The sequence below is a fragment of the Empedobacter stercoris genome, assembly GCF_025244765.1.
GTDB lineage: Bacteria > Bacteroidota > Bacteroidia > Flavobacteriales > Weeksellaceae > Empedobacter > Empedobacter stercoris.
The window spans coordinates 2235476-2257840 of record NZ_CP104209.1 but is presented as its reverse complement, the minus strand read 5'-3'; the positions used below and the strand labels follow the sequence as shown (position 1 = coordinate 2257840).

Sequence of the window (22365 nt, the reverse complement as noted above, 5' to 3'; positions counted from 1 at the left end):
AGTTTTAAAATTTTATTTGTATTTGTAAAGTATAATTTATGCCTGGTTGCCAACGGTTTTCTTGTGTTTGGTAATGTTGATTAAACACATTATTCACTCTAATAAAAACGCTATAAAGTGGTGAAATCGTATAACTTAACCCTAAATTAGTTACCCAAAAATTATCAATTATTTTTTCTTCTTCCGAATCAGAAAAGACTTTACTTGTGTAACTGTTTTGAACAAAAGCAGATAACTGTTTGTACGTATATTGTGCACTTGACGTCCATTTGTGACGAGGCGAATACATTAGTTCTTTGTTTTTCGATTTGTCTTTTGTTCTTGTGAATCCGTAAGTTGTATTAAATGTAAAAGCATTCCATTTGTAATCTCCTATCAATTCAAAACCATATGTTTCGGCTCGGTTAACATTTCGAGGAATCCAATACGAAGAGTTCGATTGACTCGGAATCCATTGAATCATATCACTCAATTTATTGTAAAAAATATTGGTTTGAATGTTTAAATTTTTACTGATAAAATCATTCCCAATTTCGAATTGATAAGCCGATTCTGATTTCAAATCTGGATTTCCTCCCGTTTTCCAAAACAAATCATTGTAGGTTGGATTTCTGAAATTTTTCGAAATATTTCCTCTTAATTGATAGGAATTGATAGGACGATAATTGAAGCCTAAAGAATAAATAAAAGGATTTTGATATTGGTTAGAAAAATCTTGGCGAACACTCGCTTCATACGCAAAATGATCCGATAATTTATGTTTTGCAATCAACGCAAAATTGAGTGAATTTTGATCACTTTTGCTCAAATTATTTCCACTTCCTTGATTATAATTTGCTTCGGATGAAATCGCTACTTCAAAATTAGATGTCAATTGATGATTCAAATAATATTTCAATACATAATTATCAACCTCTAAATCGTCAGAATATGTATGGTGAATGTTGTTGAAAAAACTACTTTCTTCTCTTACATAAGCCAACTTTAATTGCGATTGCCACGTTTCAGTTGGATTAAAATTCCATTCCGTCATCACACGATAATCGTTATTGTCGTAACCCGAAGGCGTAGAACCTATATCAACCAATGGAAATTCTCGGCTACCAAAATTAAACATCGAATATAGTTTTAATTCATTTTTCGAATCGATTTTATACCCAAAATTGGCATTTATCGTATTGAAATAATATTTTCCGTTCAAGTTCTTCTTCATAAAATTTGGAATCGAATAATCGTTATCCGATTGACTTCTTACATAAGCTAAAGAAGAACTTAATTTTTCTGTACTATAGTTGAGTTTATATTTTCCAGACCATGTATCAAAACTTCCATAACCCAAACTTATTTTTTGATTAAGACCTTTATTGTATTCAGTCTTATTCAGCAAGTGAATTGTTCCACCTATTGCCCCTGTTCCATATGCGATACTTCCGCCACCAGGTTTTACAATCATTCCGTCAAAAGAATTGCTCGTAAATAAATTAAAATCAGTTTGTCCAGTTGTTTGCGAATTAACATTAATTCCATTCCAAACAACAGCGGTGTGCGAAGCCAAAGTTCCACGAAAAGAGGGAGAAGAAACCATTCCTCTACCATTTTCTTTAAAATACAGCGGTGTTTGCGCTTGCAAAACTTGGGTAAGTTGATTCGGATTTTGCTCTAAAATACTATCATTGAGTTTGATTACACTTTGCGATTTATAATGATTTTTGAGAAAAACATCATTCATAATCAAAGGCTTCAAACTAATGGTATCTGTCTGTGCGAAAGCAATTCCTGCAATCAAATTAAAACAAAGAAAAAATTTTTTCATATTAAAAAGCTGTTTTTCCTCCGAAAACATTTTCTATTCATTCGTTATCAATGGCAGGTTTCCTGACTTGTTCTCATTTTTTATATCCTTCCCGATTTCTCAGTGGATTTGTAGTAAAAAGATAGGGAGAATTTACATTTGCGGGGACAGTTTTGGAATTGAACCAAATTCCCTTTTAACTCACTCGTTGAGCACCATTTTGTGCAAATGTAAAGAAAAGTGCTTGAAATATGAATACGTGATTGTTAAATCATTAAAATCAAATCAATAATTGAATACTTTTTCAATTATTTTCTGTCCCAAATTGTCACTCGATTTATTGGGATTTTTTATTGAATAAATTCGTTTTAAATAATTCACAAGTTTTTTATTACATTTGCTTTAGGAAAAAATATAATAAAAGAACGAAATCGCATAAAATGGCTATAAAAACATTTAGAGAAGTAATCGCAGAGGCAATGAGTGAAGAAATGCGTCGCGATGAATCTGTATTTTTAATTGGAGAAGAAGTAGCAGAGTATAACGGCGCCTACAAAGCTTCGAAAGGAATGTTAGACGAATTTGGTCCAGAACGTGTAATAGATGCACCAATCGCAGAAGCTGGTTTTTCTGGAATTGCAATTGGTTCTACAATGACAGGATGCCGTCCAATCGTAGAATACATGACGTTCAACTTTTCATTAGTATGTATTGACCAAATTATCAATAACGCCGCTAAAATTTATCAAATGTCAGGAGGGCAATTTAACTGTCCAATTGTATTTAGAGGACCTACTGCTTCTGCAGGACAATTAGGTGCAACGCATTCACAAGCTTTTGAAAATTGGTATGCCAATGTACCAGGTCTTAAAGTGGTTGTCCCTTCTAATCCTTATGATGCAAAAGGGTTATTAAAATCTGCAATTCGTGACAACGATCCAGTTATTTTTATGGAATCTGAACAGATGTATGGAGATAAAATGGAAATGCCAGATGAAGAGTACACAATCGAAATTGGTAAAGCAGAAATCAAACGAGAAGGAACAGACGTAACATTGGTTTCTTTCGGTAAAATTATTAAGCAAGCTTATATTGCTGCTGATGAATTAGCAAAAGAAGGAATTAGTGTAGAAGTTATTGACTTGCGTACAGTTCGTCCATTAGATTATGATACGATTTTCAAATCGGTGAAGAAAACAAATCGTTTGGTTGTTTTAGAAGAAGCATGGCCTTTCGCTTCAGTTGCTTCAGAAATTACCTATATGGTTCAACAAAAAGCATTCGATTATTTAGATGCGCCGATCAAACGTATTACAACTAAAGATACCTCAGCACCTTACGCTCCTAACTTGTACGAATCTTGGATTCCAAATGCAAAAGATGTTATTGAAGCTGTAAAATCAGTTATGTATAAATAATATTAAGATTATCAACTATATTTGTAAAGTCTAGCATACATTTTGCTAGGCTTTATTTTTTTTAACCAAATCTCATAAATGAAAAGTTATATAACAGCTTTTTTTATAGTTGTTCTAGCCTCTCTACAGGCACAAGTAAAAATTCAAGGAAAAGTAATAGATGCTGAAACCTTGAAGCCAATTCCTTATGCAGATATTCGATTACCTGAACTAAAGGTTAGTGCAACATCAAATTCTGATGGTACATTTTATATCGAATCTACTTCTAATGCAGAAAAAATAGTCATTTCGAAAAGTGGTTATGAAATTTCGGATTATATCATCGAAAATAAAATCGATTATAATTTCATTGCGCAATTATTTTTAGCGGAAGAAGAAGGACAAGAAATTGATAATAATCAATCAGTTGATTTACAAGAAGCTGTTGTTTCGGCAAAGAAAAAGCGTCTTAAAAAGAAAGAAAACCCTGCCTACGCTATTTTAAGAGAGGTTTGGAAACGTAAAAAGAAAAACGGTTTAAAGCTAACGCCACATTATCAATATGATGAATATGAGAAGTTGCAATTTGATATCAGCAATATCGACTCAAGTTTTATGAAGCGTAAGATTTTCAAAGGAATGGAATTTGTATTTGAAAAAATTGATACATCTTCTATTAATGGAAAAACATATTTACCCGCTTTTCTGAATGAATCAATTTATAAAATAGCTGGTATCAATCAACCTTCTACAAAAGAGCGTCGCGAATTAATTGCCAATAAAACATCTGGATTCGAGAACAATGAAATTGTAGCATCAACAGTAAAAAATCTTTTCCGTGATGTAGATATTTACGATAATCGAGTTAATATTTTAGATATCAAATTTGTGAGTCCCATTGCCACTGATGGTTTTGCTGTGTACGATTATGAACTGAAAGATACTGTAGACGTTGACGGTGTAGAATCTTATCGAATCAAATATTATCCACGTCGAGAAGGTGAACTAACGTTCAAAGGTGAATTATTTATTTCGAAAGATGCTTACGCAGTAAAAGAAGTTGTGATGGAAACGACGAAAGAAATCAATGTAAATTTTGTACGCAATATTTTCATGAATCTGCAATACGACATTCCAAACGACTCTATTTTCTATCCAAAGAAAGAATATGCGATGTTAGACATGTCTTTGTTGAGTAAAAAGGAAAGTGCAAAAGGAATTTTTGCGCATAAAACGGTTAATTATTACAACTACGATTTCAATACAACGCATCCCGAAGCATATTATTACGAAAGATTAGATCCTGCAAAAGCTTCTTTAAACGAAAAAGATAATCAATTTTGGGCAGAAAGTCGTCCTGAGACTTTAACAAAAGATCAAGAAGGAATTTACGAAACATTAGAACAATTAAATAAAGTTCCAAAATTTAATAATATTGTAAAAGCGATAGAAATTTTTGGATCTGGTTATTACAATGTCGGAAATGCGATTGATATCGGAAATTTATATTCTTCTTTTGGATACAACCAAATCGAAGGTTTTCGATTAAGAGCTGGTGCTCGTACTTATTTTTCGCAAAATGATATGTGGCGTGCACAAGGATTTATGGCCTATGGTTTTGGAGATAATAAATTCAAATACGGAGCCGATTTCCGTTATATGTTTAACAAATACAATCGTTTTCAAGTCGGAATTGGAACAAAGCGAGATGTAGAACAGTTGGCTGCTTCTTTAACCTCATCTGATGGAATTATGACGCGTAGTTTTGCTTCTTCATCTATTATTAATCAAGGAGACAATACTTTTTTGAGTAATAATAATTTGACAAACATCTATACTTCGATAGAGCCATGGAAAAACGTTACATTTCGTGTTGATGGAAATTATCAACTGATAAAGCCTGCGGATGCGCAACAATTTTCGATAGCTTACGAAAAGAATGGTCAACTAAAAGAAACCTTGACAAACTCAAGTGTGAGTGTTTCGATTATTGCTCGTCCAGGTGCTAAATATTCGCAATATGGAATTGATCGTTACGAAATGACTACACTTGCACCAACGTTGATGTTACGTTACACAAAAGGTTTAAAAGGTGTCATCAATTCAGATTTTGAATACGATAAATTACAATTCTTATATACACAACCTATTTTGATTGGATCATTTGGTAAATCGTTGGTAACAGTAGAAGCAGGAAAAACATTTCAAGGTGTTCCACTCTCATTAATGAGTGCAATTCCCGGTAATGAAAGTTATGGACAAGTGTATGGAACGTTTTCTCAGTTAGATTATTATGAATTTGTAACTGATCAATATGCGACAATGAACTGGGAGCACCACTTTAATGGTTGGATTTTGAACAAAGTTCCCTTAATCAAAAAATTAAAATTAAGAGAAGTTGGCTTCTTACGTGCAGCATACGGAGATATTTCCGAAAAAAGTAAAGCAATCAATCATTCGACAATAGAATACTTTGCACCTAATCAACAAATCTACTATGAATACGGGTTTGGAATCGAAAACATTGGTTTTGGAAACATTAGACCTATTCGAGTTGATTTTAATTGGCGTGGAAATTATAATATTTTGCCAGATGTTCGTAAATTTGGCGTCACAATCGGTTTAGATTGGAGTTTTTAGAGAATAAATAATAAAAAAAGAATATTACAATGACTTTTGATGCAATTATAGAAATCCCAAGAGGATCTCGTAATAAATACGAAATGGATCACGAAACAGGAAGAATTCGTTTTGATCGCGTTTTGTATTCACCAATGTTTTACCCAGCAGACTACGGATTTGTTGAAAATACTTTAGCATTGGATGGTGACCCAATTGATGTATTAGTTTTCTTAACTGAGCCAACTGTACCAGGTTGTGTTATCGAAGTTAAAACAATTGGTGTTTTAAACATGTCTGACGATAAAGGTCCTGACGAAAAATTAATTTGTGTACCAGTTGCTGATCCAACTTGGAACCAATTAGAAAGTTTAGATGATATGAACCCTCATACATTAAAAGCGGTTGAGCATTTCTTCAAAACTTACAAAGATTTAGAAAATAAAACTTGTATCGTAGAAGGATATGGTGATAAAGCGCAAGCTGAACAATTATTACAAGAAGCAAAAGATCGTTTCGTTCCTGCTCACTAAGAAATAAATTATTATTTTCATATCAATAGTCCTCATTTTTTGAGGACTATTTTATTTTGAACTATTTTATTGATAAATAATTTCAAAAATCGCTTTTTCTTTCTAATTTCATTCCTAATTAATACTTAGTGAAATTATGAAGAAATCTTTTACACTTTCCTTAGCGCTGCTTGGGCAGATGATTTTTGCTCAATATGCTACACCAAACGATGGAAAAACATACCGTATTGCTGATCTTGATGCTTTAACAGATGTCATCACTTTCGATCAAACAACAAATCGTTATGAATTAACAGATGATTTAACGATTTCTGTAAATGACACATTTTTATCTGATACAGACTATACCTTAGTTATTGCTGATGGGAAACTTATAACCATTGCCGGAACAATAGATGTTAATGCGCCAAAAGAAGTGTTGTTTACATCCGACAATCCAGGAACTACTTATTTTAAAGGAATTCGAATAGAAGAAGGTGCAACTGCCAGTTTCAATCATTTCAAAATGGTTTATGGTGGAGGAATTCGTTCTCTAAACGAATCTTTTATCATGAACAACTCTGAAATTTCTTATCAATATGGTGGAATTTCTACCGGAGGAGCAATTAATTTTTCTCGTGGAAATCCTATCATTAAGAACTCAACGTTCAAATTCAATAAAACTCCCGTTGTCGGTTCAGGAGCCAATCAATCTGTTGCTTTAACGTTTGAAAATAATCATTTAGAAGGCAACAATCAAGACAATTCTAATCGTCCTCAAATTAATATGGGACCAAGTGGCAACAATCCTACGATTATTCGTGGAAATACAATTATTGGAGATCGAGAAAAAACTCGAGTTGGAGGAATTTCCGTTTCAAGTTTATTAGGTGTAACGAACGAAGCAATTATCGAAAATAATACAATTCGCGACAACCGATATGGAATTACCATTTCTGGAGGAAACTCGAAAGGAAAAATCATCGGAAATATTCTCGAAGATAATAATACAGAAACAAATCCTACGAATGGTGGAAGCGGAATTTCAATTTATCTTGCTTCAAATCCTACAACAAATGTCATTGATATTTTCGACAATCAAATTCGTGGAAGTTTATGGGGAATTACGAATATAGAGAAAGGTGCTTTTATCAACTTAGGTACTGCTGAACGCCCTGGTAATAATATTTTCTCGAACAATGGAAATGGCGGAATTAATTATGCTTTATACAATAATTCTGTCAACGATGTGTCTGCAGTTGGAAATTGCTGGATAGAAAATCAAAAATCATCGGAACAACAAGTAGAAAATGTTATTGTTCACCAAAAAGATGATCCGACTTTAGGATTGGTAGATTATTCTGATTTCTTGTGTAGTAATTTAGCAACTTCCGAAGTGAATTCTAAGAAATTTTCTCTTTATCCAAATCCAACCAACGGCAACTTTACTGTTGATACAAAAGAAAAATCACCTTATCAAATTTTTGATGTAAATGGTAAATTAATTCATCAAGGTGAATTAAAAATAGGACAAAATTCTATTCAGACCAATTTACCAAAAGGAGTTTATATTTTTAAAACGAATCAAACTTCTTCTAAAATTATTGTGAAGTAATTTGATTTAAATGTTAAAAAGGATATTGTTGCAAAATAATATCCTTTTTACTTATAATAGATGATATAATTTAATGAATAATTTTTTAAAACATCTTGTTTTATCATTTCTGAATTAATTTCAACATACAAATCAACTGCTTGTTTCGTTTTTATCAAATCAAAATAACCATTTCCTTCGGGACAAAAAGGATTTTCGTAAGAAGTTTCTACACCAATAAAATAGTTTTTTGCTTCTGAAATATTGAGTTTTAAATGAACTGGAAAAATATATTTTCCTTGATAATCTTTATCAACTTCAAACCATTTTTCACCAATCAAACTTTGTTTATGATGAATCGATTGTAGAATTATTGGTTTAAAATAATAAAATTCGTTGCAATAATTCTTCTTTATGACTTTTGATTCGAACAAAATCTCAATTGCGACAATCTCAATTTCCTTTTCTTTTGGTAGCAATAAATTTGAAAATATTTTAAGACCAAAACTTGTATGATCTGTAAGTCGTAGAACTTGCTTAAATTTTGGACGAAATTGCTTATAATTAGAATAATTTACCACCTCAACTTGATTGAGATTAATCGTATCCAATTGTTGAGCAAAACTCAACGTAGAAAGTAAAAATAAAATGATGAATTTCATTATATAAAAATAAAAAGTCTGAAACTAAATTCAGACTTTTTATTATATTATTACTCGATTATATCAAGTTCAAAACTTGTTCTAAATCTTCTAATAAATCGTCAATATCTTCGATCCCAACAGACAAACGAATTAAATCATCTGTAATCCCAATTTCAGCACGTTTTTCTGCTGGAATAGACGCATGCGTCATCGTAGCTGGGTGGTTTGCCAACGATTCTACTCCACCTAACGATTCGGCCAAAGTAAAAACGCTCAAATTTTCTAAAATTTTGAACGCATCTTCTTTTTTTCCAGAAGTCAACGTAAATGTGACCATTCCACCAAAATCTTTCATTTGTTTTTTGGCAATTTCGTGCTGTGGATGATTTTCTAATCCTGGATAATACGTATGCGCAACTTTTGGATGAGCTTCTAAAAATCGAGCCACTTTCATTCCATTAGAACAATGACGATCCATACGAACAGCCAATGTTTTGATTCCGCGAAGAACTAAATAAGAGTCTTGTGGGCCTAAAATTCCACCCGTTGCAAATAAATTGAAGTGAACATCTGTTGCCAATTGCTCCGAATTAACGACAATTGCTCCAGCCACTAAATCAGAATGACCTCCTAAATATTTTGTTGCTGAATGCATCACAATATCAGCACCTAACTCAATAGGACGTTGCAAATATGGCGACGCAAATGTGTTATCAACCGCAACTAAAACATCTGCTTTTTTTGCTTTTGACGCATCATTTACCGCTTTGATATCAACTACCTTCATCAAAGGGTTTGTTGGTGTTTCAATCCAAACCATTTTTGTGTTATCATTGATCAACGCCACAACAGCCTCAACATTTGTCATATCTACGAAATGGAATTTCAATCCAAATTTCTCGTAAACACGCGTAAACAAACGATAAGAACCACCATATAAATCGTCCATTGCGATAATTTCATCTCCTGGTTTGAATAATTTCAAAACGCCATCAATTGCTGCTAAACCAGAACCAAATGCAAAACCTGCAACTCCACCTTCGATAGAAGCTAATGCATTTTCTAAAGCAGTACGAGTAGGGTTTGCACCACGAGAATATTCGTATCCTTTATAATCTCCAGGTGAACGTTGTGCAAAAGTTGATGTCTGATAAATTGGAGTCATAACGGCTCCTGTAGATGGATCGTGTTGTTGACCACCGTGTATAGCTTTTGTATTGAATTTCATTGTGAATGTTTTAACTATAGCAAATATATGGAGTTTTCTTTATTCTCTGTTTTAAAGATTTGTTAGAAATTATTTCCAGAGATTTAACTAAACAATTCATGTAAAACTTGTAATGATTTTGGTTTCTTAAAATTATTGGTATGAATTTGATAATATTTCACCAAAATTTCGAGCAATAAAGAACGTTGTGATTGGTTAAATATATTTTTTGAATCTGCTGTAAAATTAAGTTCTAATAGTTTTTTGAACAAAACGGTTTCATCTGCTTTCAACATGTTGATGGATGAATTGGAATTTGTAAAAAAACCATTTTCTAAATCGAATAGATTTCCGTCTAATTCTAAATTGGGATAAAACCCTAAAAAATGTGTCAATTGAATCAAAAAAATCAAATGAAAATCTGCAAAATCTTCTTTTTTTTGATCAAATTCTTTTAGTGAATGTTCGATATATAGGTATAAATCTGGATTGTCGGTTTCTTCTTTCAACACTAAATTTAGAATTTCAGCCAAGAAAAAAACAATCGCCGATTTGATTGGATGAAAATGCAAGGTTTCGTAATAATAGGAAGTTTGAACCGATTTTAAGAAAACCAATTGTTGTTCACTTGATTTGGGTTGAAAACTAAGATCTATTTCTGCAAGTGGAAAATACAAAGATGTATTTCGCTTTTTTTTAGAGAAAACGCCTTTTGCTATAAATGATTTTAAGCCAAAATTTTGGGTATAACAACGAATTATTAAACTCGTGTCACCATATTTTATGCTTGAAAGGACTACTGCTTTGGTCTCTAAAATTTTCATTATCTAACAACTGCAAGTTTCAATGTTTTAGTTTCGGTACCATCTGCATTTGTCATCAAAACTAAGTAAATTCCAGAAGCTACTGGTTTTCCTTTCGAATTGTTTGTATTCCATTCTATCACTCCTCCATCTGCTTTTTTCTCAAAAAGTAAATTTCCAACAATATCTGTAATTTTAACTAAAGCTCTATTTGGAAGATTTTTAATTGTAATATTCCCTGTATATTCTGGACGATACGGATTTGGATATGCAATTGCATCATTAAAGTTATTGGTTTCCATCGAAACATCACCATTATAAGAAACCACACCTTTTTCGGTTGCAAAAAATACCTTTCCTGTGGTTTCATCAATCGAAACATCGTACACTATATCAGAAGGTAAAGGCGAATTTTTAGAGGTGAAATGTAGTTTTGTTTCTTCTCCACTCTCCGAAACATAATATACGCCTGCTCCATTTGTTGCAATCCATTTTCTGTTTGCATTATCAACTTTTATGGAATAAATACCCACATCTGTTAATAAGGCTTCTGGAATTCCATCTTGAATAATAACAATTGGTTCTGCTATAATATTATTAGAACTTACAGCATTATCAGCTCCGTATAAAACGACTAAACCTTGTTCTGTCCCAATCCATAAATTATTTAATCTATCATTTGCAACAGTCAAAACATTATTAACAGGTAACTTATTGGTAGTTGTCAAAGTTGTTACAATTTCATGTTTTTTGTTTAAAACTGTAACTCCTCCTCCATTTCTACCACTTGGATAATAGGTATAAGTATCCGAAAAATCAGGAGAAAGCGCTACAATAGCAGAAGTTTTATCAACATTATTACTTTTCCACGTACCATTTTTACTTCTCTCTACATAATATGCTGAATTATAATCCGGGCTTTTTCCATCAGGATATGAAGCGCCTATATGTAAGTTTCCTAATTTATCATAAGCTAATCCAGAAATTCTTGAACTTGGAAACTGATTATTAATAATTTTCTTAGGTTTTAAATCTGCATCAAATTCTAATAAATCTGTCCGTCCATTTCCATCACGTCCATACTTATTAAATGATGAAACTATAAAGGTATTATTGTCTTTATCTGGATGAGCAGCTATTCTTAAAACATCTCTAATATCAAAAATTTCTTTAGAACTAAAGTTGTTCCATTTCTTCATATCAAAGTAATAAAAACCATCTCTATTATTTAAAACATTCGTATAAGCTTCTGTTCCTCCTGGTGCAATCCATACTTTGCCATTTTTTGTTGTAACCGACCAAGCTTTATTGTTAAATGGTCCATCGGGATAAAATTCTTCAAGATTAGATAAATTAATAATTCCATGATTTACTGAACCTCCATAAACTTCATCACCAATAGAAATAGCAGTATTGAAATTTACAACATTTCCATCTTGATCTGTTTTAGTATAATTTTGACCGTTAGAGTCCGAAACTTGATTCGTTTGAGTAATGATTAATTGATCTTTTGATAATTTTAAATCTTCAATAAAATTAAAAGCTCCAGAAACAGGAGTTCCAGAAATTGTTTTTAATTCATTTTCTACTGAATAATAAATCTCTTTTTCAAACAATTCTATATTCGAAATATCCCCTGTAACAATAGGACTTCCCCAACTTGTAAAATCCGGATCATTCAAATTCTTATCCGATAATTCGCTCGAATAGATTCCTTTATCTGTTGCAATATAAAGAGTTGTCCCGTTAATTGTTGCATCATTTACAACAGCTGTATTTGTACGTGTTGTTTCTTTAAATTCTTCATCTTTCAGATCGTAGGAAACAATCCCAAAAGCACCAGAAATAAACGCAATTCCGTCATTTATAAGAATATGGTTGATTTTTTTAATTCCGTTAAATCCATTCCATTTAATATCCAGCACCATCGTCGATTCACCAGATTTCAATAAATCTAATCCTCCATTTTCATAACCTACTAAAAACGAATCTGACTCTTTATCATAAGCCATTGCAGAAACTCCCACATTATTCAAAAAATTGGTTTTATTCAACTTAATCCAATCATTTGTTGGATTTTTAGGATTAAATAAGAATATCCCGTTTTCGGTACCACAATAAATTACACCATTTACTTCTTCCAACAATTTTACATTGCTGTAAGAAAAAAGATCGTTCCAACGCGCTTTATCATTTTGAGCGTTTAAACTTGTGAAAATCATGGTGATGAAAATGAACAATTTTGTCTTCATAATGCACAAAAATACTGTAATTTATAACAAAATAATTGGATAAAAATTGTATTTATTATTACAATAAATCATAAAACTTCCCTGGAAGTGTAGAAATAATTTGTTTCAACTCCAAATCTAACAACAAAGGCATTAACTCATACGATTTCATATTCAATTCAAAAGACATTTTATCGATGTGTTGCTTTCCGTTTTTTTTCAAGTAATTTACAATCACTTTTTCATCATCAGAAATTTCAATAAATAGATCTATTTGTTTTGATTTTTTCTGTGAATTGAAATTAAAATAATCAATAATATCTTTCGAGTTTTCCACTAAATAAGCTTGATGAGATTTAATCAAATAATTACATCCAACACTTAATGCATCTGTTGTTTTTCCAGGTAAAGCAAACACTTCTCGATTGTATTCATTTGCGAATTTAGCGGTTACCAAACTTCCTCCTTTAAAAGCTGATTCTACTACTATTGTAATATCGGACAATCCTGCAATGATACGATTTCGTTGAAGAAATGATTCAGGAGCGCCAGCTTTAAAACTTGGTTGTTCAGTAATCCAACCTCCTTTTTGTAACATTTCTACTGCAATAATCTTGTGAGCTGCAGGATAAATTCGTTCGAAATTAGTTCCCATCACTGACCAAGTTACCAACTTATTTTTAAGTGCATTTGTATGCGCTTCTATATCGCAACCATACGCTAATCCACTAACAATAGTTACATCAAAATCTGCTAAACCTTCAATTAATTCAGCAATAAAACCTCGTCCATAATTGGTCATTTTTCGAGTTCCAACGATTGAAATCTTTTTATTATTAAAATGATTGAACTCTAAATTTCCTTTACAAAAAAGTACCAAAGGCGCATCAATACACTCTTTTAACAGCTGTGGATAGGTATCGTCGTAAAAAGTTAAAATACGAATATGATTATTTTCACAATATTCGATTTCGTTAAAAGCCAATTCTAACCATTTTTTTTGACCAAAATCTTTGCTTATTTGCTGACCAATTCCCGAAATTTGCATCAAATCTTTTGGTTTACAATTCCAAGCAGCTTCTGCCGAACCAAAAAATTGAATAATTTTTCGGGCTGTGATATCGCCAATTCTTTTCTGAAAAGAAAGTGCTAAAATATAAGGTAAATCGGTTTTCATTTTGTTAAATTATTAATATTAAACCAACTAAGTAGTATTTTAAGTATTTATTTTTTTGCAGAATTTAAAAAAAATGTTAATTTCGTAGTATGAGGTTAGAAGAGCATATAAGTCAATTATTATTTCAGCACGATTGTGTAATCGTTCCGAACTTTGGTGCGTTTATTTCAAATGCAGCGTCTGTAGCATTCGACGAGAAAACGAATACTTTTATTCCACCAAGAAAAGAACTTTCTTTCAATTCGACTTTAACAAAAAGTGATGGAGTTTTGGTGAATAAAATTGTACAAGATGAACCCATGTCTTTTGAAAATGCGCAAACATTTTTGAATGAACAGGTTTATTTTTGGCAAGAACATTTGAAAAATGGGAAAATTCTAACCTTACAAAATATTGGCTCATTAAAATTTAATGAAGCAGGAAAAATTGACTTCAAACCAGAAAATGCTCAAAATTATTTCGTTGCCGCTTATGGGCTTTCAAATCTACAAGCCAATTACATTTTAGATTCATCTAAAGCTAAAACATCAAACAAACACATGTCTAAATTTTTAGCAGCAGCCTCTATAATTCCTATTATAGTTGGTGGCTTTCTATATTTTAATACGCCGCAACCTGTACAAAAATTTGTAAATAAACAATGGAGCGGTTTAGTTTTGCCAATGATTGGCCAAAATGAAACAAAACAAACTGAAAAAGTTTCTGTGCAATATGACGTTTATAATATGCCACAAACGATTACTGAACCTTCTTTAGTCGAATATCAAATTGCTGAAACAGTAACAAAAACAGATACAATTGAAACACCAAAAAAAGTTGAAATTACAGTTGTAAAAGAAACTAAACTGAATGAAACGGATAAGGAAATAACTGCAATTGTAAAAGAAAAACCTTCATCAAAAGAAATCGTTAAAACTGAAACAAAAAAAATAACGAAGATTGAATCACCAGAAAAAGAAGATGTAAAAAATGTTGATAAAAAAGATAGTACAACAAAATCAACTGTAAAAACTTCAAATAAAAAATACCAAGTTATCGCTGCTTCTTTGAAAAGACAAGAAGATGCAGATAGATTGTTGGGCGAATTGAAAAAACAAGGTTACAAAAATGCTGAAATCAACTATGTAAAAGGTCGCTATTACTATGTTACATACAATAGCTTTAATAATATAGATGATGCACAAAAATATATGAATGATGTAAATAAAAAGTCGCCCGGAACATGGGTTAGAACTGAAAATTAATTTACCTTTTAAAATACCATCAATAAAATAAGCTATCCTGTGGATAGCTTATTTTATTGATGGTATAAAGAAACTCGTTTATTTTATTGAAATTTGCAAACAACAAACAAAAGTTTATGGCGAAAGCAAAAACAGCAAAAGAATCATTAGCTGTAATGACAAATTTGGTTTTACCAAATGAAACCAACAATTTAGGAAATATGTTCGGAGGTGAATTGTTAGCTTCTATGGACCGAATTTCATCAATCTCTGCAAAAATGCATGGTGGAAGTTTCTTAGTTGTAACTGCAAGTGTGAACCATGTTGCATTCAATATTCCTATACCTATGGGAAGTACAATAAAATTAGAATCTAAAGTTACACGAGCATTCAATTCTTCGATGGAAGTGTATGTCGATGTTTATGTATACGATTACGAAAACTGTATTTACAACCAAACAAATAGTGGAATTTACACTTTTGTCGCAGTTGATAACGACAATAAACCTGTAAAAGTACCTGAATTAATTCCTGAAACTGAACAAGAAATTGAACGTTACGAAGCAGCTTTGCGTCGTAAACAATTAAGTTTAATTTTAGCAGGACGTATGCAACCTGCGGATGCGCTTGAATTGAAATCACTATTTATAACAGAATAATTACATAAAAAAAGCCTCAAATCATCTAAACTTGAGGCTTTTTTTATTGAGGTTTGAACTCTTCTAAATTATTTTTTTGGACACTATCCTATAAAGTGTGTAAGTTAAAAAGTTGGGCTTAGATTTTATAATCTGAGCCTTTTTTCAAAAATAAGCATAAATTGGTTAAGAACAATACCCCAATTATGAATAGGCATTGTCCATTTTTTAGTTGATTCCTTGAGTGCTAAATAAACAGACTTCAATACCGCATCGTCAGTAGGAAAAGACATTTTGTTTTTGGTATATTTTCTGATTTTTCCGTTCAGATTTTCGATTAAATTAGTCGTATAAATGATTTTACGGATTTCCATTGGGAAGTCAAAAAATACGGTTAGTTCGTCCCAGTTGTTTCTCCAGGATTGGATTGCGTAAAGATATTTCCCTTCCCATTTTGTGGCAAAATCTTCTAAAGCGGCTTTGGCAGCGTCTTTGTTGGGTGCAGTATAAATATGTTTCATATCTGCAGAAAACTCTTTTCTATCCTTCCAAACCACGTATTTACAAGCGTTTCTAATCTGATGAACCACACATATTTGGGTTTGAGATTCAGGAAAAACCGAGCGGATGGTGTCTGTAAATCCGTTCAAATTATCAGTAGCTGTAATGAGAATGTCTTCTACGCCACGAGCTTTTAAATCCGTGAGAACGCTCATCCAAAAGCTAGAACTTTCGTTCTTTCCAAGCCACATGCCGAGGACTTCTTTTCTGCCTTCACGATTTAAACCAACAGCTAAATAAATGGTTTTGTTAATGACTTTTGAGTTCTCGCGAACCTTAAAAACAATCCCATCCATCCAAACAATCAGATAAACATCGTCTAACGGTCGATTCTGCCAAGCTACAACTTCACTGGCTACTGCGTTTGTTATTCTGGAAATTGTCGAAGTGGAAACATCAAAATCATACATTTCTTTAATCTGCTCTTCAATGTCCGAAACACTCATTCCTTTGGCATAAAACGAGATGATGATGTTTTCTAAACCATCAATGATGTTGTGCCTTTTGGGAACTAATGCAGGCTCAAAACTACCTTCACGATCTCTTGGAACTTTTATCTCGGATTCACCGAATGAGGATTTTATCTTTTTGGTTCCATGTCCGTTTCGATAATTACCATCGATGCTTTTATCATGTTTTTCGTTGTCCAGATGGCTATCCAGTTCTGCATCAAGCATGTGTTCTACGGCCTTCTTGTGGAGTTCTTTGAAGAAAGATGTTAAATCTTCACCATTCTTAAAGGATTTTAAAAAATCCTTGTTGTTTAATAAATCTTCTTTGTTAGTCATAACTGTATAATGTTTAAAAATAATAAAAAGTTATTGCCAATAAATTTTTTGAGCATTAAGGGCTCAAAATTTATCAGAATAACTTTTTAACTTACACAGTTAGTGGGATACTACCTTTTTTTGAGTGTTTTGACGTTCTTTTTCTTCTTTGGATAATTTATCCTCAAGATTATTTTTAACCTCATCCAACATCTTTTTCATTTTTTCTGGTTGCATCATATAATACTTGTAACTTTCTTGGAAAGTATTTATTGAAACATCATAAGCATTCAAAATGTCTACTGCGTCTTTCGCTAAAACAAGGCTTTGATCTTCATTTTGAATTGGATACATTTGCAAACCTTGTTGGCTAATGTATAAATCTGTCAAAATATCTATCATATCAGACTTTCCGATAAGATCTTTTGGTTTTTCATAATTTTTGGGAGCACAACTAAATACTCCTAAAAATAAAATAATTGCTACATACAAATACTTCATAATTGTCCAAATATATGTCTTATTCGCAACGAAATTACGCCAAAAACAGCTTCCCCAATAATATCAGAACTAATTTTTGACTCTCCCAACGTTCTGTCCGTAAATATAATAGGGACTTCTTTTAGTTTAAATTTCTTGATCCATGTTTTGTATTTCATTTCAATCTGAAATCCATAACCTTTAAATTTAATTTTATCTAAATCTAATGTTTTTAAAACATTTGCACGATAACCTACGAATCCTGCTGTTGCATCATGAACAGGTAAACGCGTAATAACACGAACATATTTTGAAGCAAAATAAGATAACAAAACTCTGTTCATAGGCCAATTAACAACATTAACGCCATTAGAATAGCGAGAACCAATTGCTAAATCAGCACCATCAGCCAAAGCTTGATACAAACGTGGCAAATCATTTGGATTATGAGAAAAATCGGCATCCATTTCGAAAATAAATTCGTAATTATTGGCTAAAGCCCATTTAAAACCATGTACATAAGCACGCCCCAAACCATCTTTTGTTGTTCGAATTTCTAAATGCAAACGCCCATTAAACTCAGGAATTAAACGTTTTACAATTTCGTTTGTTCCATCAGGAGAACTATCATCAACAATTAATACATCAAATGCTCCGTCAGCCGCTAAAGCAGCGCGGATTATAGCTTCTATGTTTTCTTTTTCGTTATAGGTCGGGATAATAACTAATTTGTCCGACATAAATATAATTTTGTGGGCATAAAGATAGTTATAAGATTGTTAGGGTTTTGTATTTTTGAAAAAATTATGAAAACAAACGATTTAATCTCAATAGGAAAAAACACAGTTGGCAATGACACTATTCTTATTACTTTGATAATGTGTTTATTATTGGTTTGTGCGACAAAATATTTGTTTGCGAAAAATTTTAAGACGCTAACAAATAAAAACGAATACATGAATTTTACGGACGATAATACGACTCTGTTTAGTTTTATTGTAAATGCTGTAACAGTTTTATTGATCAGTCTACTATTGGTTTCTTATTTTGACATTAATTACAACCACCTCCCGAATTTCAACTTTTATTATTTATCTCGTCTAGGAATAACCTTTGGAATTATTAGTATCATCATGCTTTTCAGACTATTGATAGAGGTCGTTTTTTATAAAGTATTTTATGAATCTAGTTCTATTCTCTATTTTATGAAAAGTTCGAGTTATGTAAACGCTAAAAATGTTTTGCTTTTATTAGTTATTTGCTTTTTATTTTTTTATACCCAAATTAACAAAGATTATTTAATCATCATCGGTTTTATTTTGTTGTTTTTGAATAGAATATTTGAGATTTATAGCATTTACGCCAAACAAATTCATAAGAATAAATCAATTTGGTATTATAATATTTTGTACCTTTGCACCCTAGAAATTTTACCTATTATGGTTTTAGCAAAGCTGTTAATTGTTGGTAAAGTAATCTAAAATTACTATGAAAGTTAAATCAATATTAGTATCACAACCAACGCCTCAGGCGGAGAACTCGCCATACTACGAGATTGAAAAAAGTAATAAAATCAAAATTGATTTTAGACCATTTATCCAAGTTGTCGGAATAGACGCAAAAGAAGTTAGACAACAAAAGATTGATTTTAGCAAAGTTACTGCAGTTATTTTTACGAGTAGAAATGCAATTGATCACTTCTTCCGCCTTGCAGAAGAAATGCGTTTTACCGTTCCTGATTCTATGAAATATTTTTGTGAATCTGAAGCGATTGCCTTCTATTTACAAAAATACATAGTCTATAGAAAACGTAAAATTTATATTGGAGAAAAAGTATTTGCTGACATGGTGCCTTTGTTTAAAAAGCACAAAGAAGAAAACTTTTTATTACCCGCATCTGATGTTTTGAAACCAAACGTTCCTACTTTATTAGATAGCTTAGGTTTAACATGGCAAAAAGCAACTTTGTTCAGAACTGTATCAAGTGATTTATCAGATTTGTCTGATGTAAAATATGACATTCTTGTTTTCTTTACACCTTCTGGTATTAAATCTTTATTTGAAAATTTTCCAGAATTTGTACAAGACGATACGAGAATAGCAGTTTTTGGGAAATCGACAGCAGATCAAGCAAAAGAGATGGGATTACGTGTAGATATTGAGGTGCCAACACCACAGACACCGTCAATGACAATGGCATTAGACAAATACGTTAAAGAAGCAAATAAATCTAAATAAGATTGCTTTTACCCTTCTCTCTAATAAAAAATACGTACATTAAAGAGATGGAAAAAACATGGGAAATAAAAGAACAAGCCACAACTGAGGTAATTAAGGATTTAAGAGAATCACTTAACATTTCAGAGGTTCTTGCTATTTTATTAGCTCAACGTGGAATAACGAATTTTAGCCAAGCTAAATCGTATTTCAACCCCTCTTTAAAGGAATTGCATGATCCTTTTTTGATGAAAGGAATGTCTGATGCAGTTTCGCGTATCAAAAACGCTATAGATGACGAAGAAAATATCTTAATATTTGGAGACTACGATGTAGATGGAACGACAGCTGTAACATTATTTTACGAATTTCTGACTTCTATCTACTCGAAAGTCTTTTTTTATATTCCAGATCGAAACAACGAAGGTTATGGCATCTCTCAACAAAGCATACAATTTGCTGTAGATCATAACATTTCACTGGTTATTGTGTTAGATTGTGGCATAAAAGCTCATGAAGAAATCAACTATGCACAATCAAAAAAAATAGATTATATTATTTGCGATCACCATTTACCAGATCGTTCTGTGCCAAAAGCCTATGCTGTTTTGGATCCAAAACAAAAAGGTTGCCGTTACCCGTACAAAGAGTTGAGCGGCTGTGGAGTTGGATTTAAATTAGCACAAGCATATACCGAAAAGTTTAACCTTCCGAAAGAGAATCTTTTACCACTTTTAGATTTAGTTGCTGTAAGTATTGCGGCTGATATTGTACCCATTACGGGTGAAAATCGCATCTTAGCTTATGCAGGTTTACAACGATTAAACTCTGAACCTCGTTTAGCATTTCAACAATTAATTCCGACCAATATTAAAAATAATGTCAACATTTCGAATGTTGTTTTTTCAATTGCGCCAAAAATTAATGCCGCTGGACGAATAAAACACGGTTCTGAAGCTGTTCGTTTTATGTTGAGTACAGACGAAGAAGATTGTCGTAAATACCTGAATGACATAAATTCTTTGAATAACGAACGCAAAACGTTGGACCTTGACATGACACATGATGCGCTATTACAACTAAATCAAATCAATACAGATGAAAAATATTCGACAATTGTTTACGATTCTTCTTGGAATAAGGGAGTCATAGGAATTGTTGCTTCGCGTTTAGTTGACTTGTACTACAAACCGACGATTGTATTTACGAAAAACAATGAAGGAGAAATAGTAGGTTCGGCACGTTCTATTCAAGAATTTGATATTCATTCTGCTATTGCAACCAACAAAGATTTGCTAACTCAATTTGGTGGACATATGGCGGCGGCTGGTTTAGCAATGAAAGAAGAAAACTTCGAGAAGTTTAAAATAAAATTTGATGAAACGGTAAAAGAAATGTCGAACGGCAAACACTTTACACCTTCTATTTTGATTGATAAAGAGATATCGTTCAACGATATGACACGTACTTTTTTAGAATCTGTGATGCGTATGGCTCCTTTTGGTCCAGAAAATATGAATCCTGTTTTTCTGTCAAAAGATCTATTGGCAACAGATTTTAGATTAGTTGGTAAAGAACATGCACGTTTGTATGTACATCAACGAGATACGCGTATTACATTTCCTGCAATAGGTTTCAAATTAGGTAAATTTGGTCCAAAATTAGAGAAAGGTCAATCGTTTGATATGGTTTATACTATCGGGATGAATTATTGGCAAGGAAAAGGAACTTGGCAATTAAACATCAAAGACATTCGTTTCAACGATTAGTGATTTCCTTCAACAACCAAAACCATTTCACCTTTTAAATTTCTTTTTTCGGCAATTTCAGCCAATTCTGTTAAAGTTCCACGTAATGTTTCTTCAAACTTTTTAGAAATTTCTCGTGATAAACTCGCTTTACGTTCAGCGCCAAAATTTTCAGCTAAATCTTTTAAAGTTCGTCCTATTTTATGGGGAGATTCGTAGAAAATCATTGTTTTCTTTTCATCTACTAATGAGTCTAATTTAGATTTTCGTCCTTTTTTTACAGGTAAAAATCCAACAAAAGTAAATTCGTTATTTGGTAATCCCGAAACAACCAAAGCAGGAACAAAAGCAGTTGCGCCAGGCAAACATTCGATAACAATATCATTTGCAACACACTCTTTCGCTAACAAATAACCTGGATCAGAAATACCCGGAGTTCCAGCATCTGTAATAATAGAGATAATTTGACCATCTTTTAACTGACGAATAATATCTTCTGTTGCTTGATGTTCGTTGTGCATATGATAACTACGCATTGGAGTAGAAATTTCGAAATGTTTTAGTAAAATACCACTATTTCGCGTGTCTTCAGCAAGAATCACATCCGATTCTTTTAGCACATCAACCGCTCTAAATGTCATATCTCCCAAATTTCCGATTGGTGTTGGAACCAAATATAATTTTCCACTCATGCGACAAAGTTAAGAAGAATTGTTTTGAGATAAAATTTATCTATTTTTAATTAATGTACAACA

At 32.2% G+C, this 22365-nt stretch carries 19 protein-coding genes and 1 riboswitch; of the genes, 9 read left to right on the top strand and 10 right to left on the bottom strand.

All coding sequences use genetic code 11. From position 1 onward, the window contains the following. Positions 1-4: 4 nt before the first annotated feature. Entirely contained in the window at positions 5-1813 is a 1809-nt protein-coding gene (locus NZD85_RS10675) for a TonB-dependent receptor (protein WP_260541775.1), read from the bottom strand. A 35-nt stretch (positions 1814-1848) separates the two neighbouring features. After that, a riboswitch (cobalamin riboswitch) is annotated at positions 1849-2027 on the bottom strand. Between the two features lie 205 nt (positions 2028-2232). Here NZD85_RS10675 and NZD85_RS10670 point away from each other — a divergent pair. The 4 genes from NZD85_RS10670 (at position 2233) to NZD85_RS10655 (ending at position 7935) form a co-directional block, all read left to right on the top strand. Then, positions 2233-3210, top strand: a complete 978-nt coding sequence (locus NZD85_RS10670) for a pyruvate dehydrogenase complex E1 component subunit beta (protein WP_171623040.1) — start codon at positions 2233-2235, stop codon at positions 3208-3210. Between the two features lie 78 nt (positions 3211-3288). Then, entirely contained in the window at positions 3289-5829 is a 2541-nt protein-coding gene (locus NZD85_RS10665; RefSeq protein WP_260541774.1) for a DUF5686 and carboxypeptidase regulatory-like domain-containing protein, read from the top strand. 29 nt (positions 5830-5858) lie between these two features. Beyond that, on the top strand, positions 5859-6341 hold the full coding sequence (locus NZD85_RS10660) for an inorganic diphosphatase (protein WP_260541772.1): 483 nt from the start codon (positions 5859-5861) through the stop codon (positions 6339-6341). A gap of 136 nt (positions 6342-6477) precedes the next feature. After that, positions 6478-7935 carry a T9SS type A sorting domain-containing protein gene (locus tag NZD85_RS10655; protein WP_260541771.1) on the top strand — a complete coding sequence of 486 codons (1458 nt, stop codon included), beginning with the start codon at positions 6478-6480 and terminating at the stop codon, positions 7933-7935. A 47-nt stretch (positions 7936-7982) separates the two neighbouring features. Here the strand turns inward: NZD85_RS10655 and NZD85_RS10650 are convergent, their stop codons facing one another. From NZD85_RS10650 to dprA, 5 genes are all read right to left on the bottom strand, one after another. Beyond that, a complete protein-coding gene (locus NZD85_RS10650; RefSeq protein ID WP_260541770.1) occupies positions 7983-8576 on the bottom strand; it encodes a hypothetical protein in 594 nt (197 codons plus the stop codon). 58 nt (positions 8577-8634) lie between these two features. Continuing rightward, positions 8635-9786: a cystathionine gamma-synthase gene (locus tag NZD85_RS10645; protein WP_260541769.1), complete on the bottom strand. Its 1152-nt coding sequence runs from the start codon at positions 9784-9786 to the stop codon at positions 8635-8637. Positions 9787-9869: 83 nt separating this feature from the next. After that, the gene (recO, locus tag NZD85_RS10640; RefSeq protein ID WP_260541768.1) at positions 9870-10589 is read right to left on the bottom strand and encodes a DNA repair protein RecO; all 720 of its coding nucleotides are present in this window, start codon (positions 10587-10589) and stop codon (positions 9870-9872) included. Continuing rightward, a complete protein-coding gene (gene porZ / locus NZD85_RS10635; RefSeq protein ID WP_260541767.1) occupies positions 10589-12820 on the bottom strand; it encodes a type IX secretion system anionic LPS delivery protein PorZ in 2232 nt (743 codons plus the stop codon). The genes recO and porZ overlap by 1 nt, the downstream gene beginning before the upstream one ends. 58 nt (positions 12821-12878) lie before the next feature. After that, positions 12879-13976 (bottom strand): DNA-processing protein DprA, encoded by a 1098-nt coding sequence (gene dprA, locus NZD85_RS10630; protein ID WP_260541766.1) that lies wholly within the window; start codon positions 13974-13976, stop codon positions 12879-12881. A gap of 89 nt (positions 13977-14065) precedes the next feature. On the opposite strand from dprA, the gene NZD85_RS10625 reads away from it, so the two are divergent. Continuing rightward, positions 14066-15220, top strand: coding sequence for an HU domain-containing protein (locus NZD85_RS10625; protein WP_171623031.1), 1155 nt, complete (start codon positions 14066-14068; stop codon positions 15218-15220). A 116-nt stretch (positions 15221-15336) separates the two neighbouring features. Beyond that, on the top strand, positions 15337-15858 hold the full coding sequence (locus NZD85_RS10620; protein ID WP_171623030.1) for an acyl-CoA thioesterase: 522 nt from the start codon (positions 15337-15339) through the stop codon (positions 15856-15858). A 125-nt stretch (positions 15859-15983) separates the two neighbouring features. Here NZD85_RS10620 and NZD85_RS10615 read toward each other — a convergent pair whose 3' ends face one another. From NZD85_RS10615 to NZD85_RS10605, 3 genes are all read right to left on the bottom strand, one after another. Further along, positions 15984-17186 (bottom strand): IS256 family transposase, encoded by a 1203-nt coding sequence (locus tag NZD85_RS10615; RefSeq protein WP_032131889.1) that lies wholly within the window; start codon positions 17184-17186, stop codon positions 15984-15986. A 99-nt stretch (positions 17187-17285) separates the two neighbouring features. Further along, the gene (locus tag NZD85_RS10610; RefSeq protein ID WP_260541765.1) at positions 17286-17666 is read right to left on the bottom strand and encodes a DUF4296 domain-containing protein; all 381 of its coding nucleotides are present in this window, start codon (positions 17664-17666) and stop codon (positions 17286-17288) included. Next, a complete protein-coding gene (locus tag NZD85_RS10605) occupies positions 17663-18385 on the bottom strand; it encodes a polyprenol monophosphomannose synthase (RefSeq protein ID WP_171623028.1) in 723 nt (240 codons plus the stop codon). Before NZD85_RS10605 ends, NZD85_RS10610 begins: the two co-directional genes overlap by 4 nt. Before the next feature lie 66 nt (positions 18386-18451). Between NZD85_RS10605 and NZD85_RS10600 the strand changes: the two genes are divergently transcribed. From NZD85_RS10600 to recJ, 3 genes are read left to right on the top strand one after another with little or no spacing between them, the layout of a single operon-like run. After that, complete coding sequence (locus tag NZD85_RS10600) at positions 18452-19126, top strand: DUF4271 domain-containing protein (protein ID WP_260541764.1); 675 nt, start codon at positions 18452-18454, stop codon at positions 19124-19126. Positions 19127-19133: 7 nt separating this feature from the next. Next, a complete protein-coding gene (locus tag NZD85_RS10595) occupies positions 19134-19883 on the top strand; it encodes a uroporphyrinogen-III synthase (RefSeq protein ID WP_171623026.1) in 750 nt (249 codons plus the stop codon). Between the two features lie 47 nt (positions 19884-19930). Continuing rightward, entirely contained in the window at positions 19931-21631 is a 1701-nt protein-coding gene (recJ, locus tag NZD85_RS10590; RefSeq protein ID WP_171623025.1) for a single-stranded-DNA-specific exonuclease RecJ, read from the top strand. On the opposite strand, the gene rsmI is transcribed toward recJ, so the two are convergent. After that, on the bottom strand, positions 21628-22302 hold the full coding sequence (rsmI, locus tag NZD85_RS10585) for a 16S rRNA (cytidine(1402)-2'-O)-methyltransferase (protein ID WP_260541762.1): 675 nt from the start codon (positions 22300-22302) through the stop codon (positions 21628-21630). The genes recJ and rsmI overlap by 4 nt on opposite strands. Positions 22303-22365: the final 63 nt, after the last annotated feature.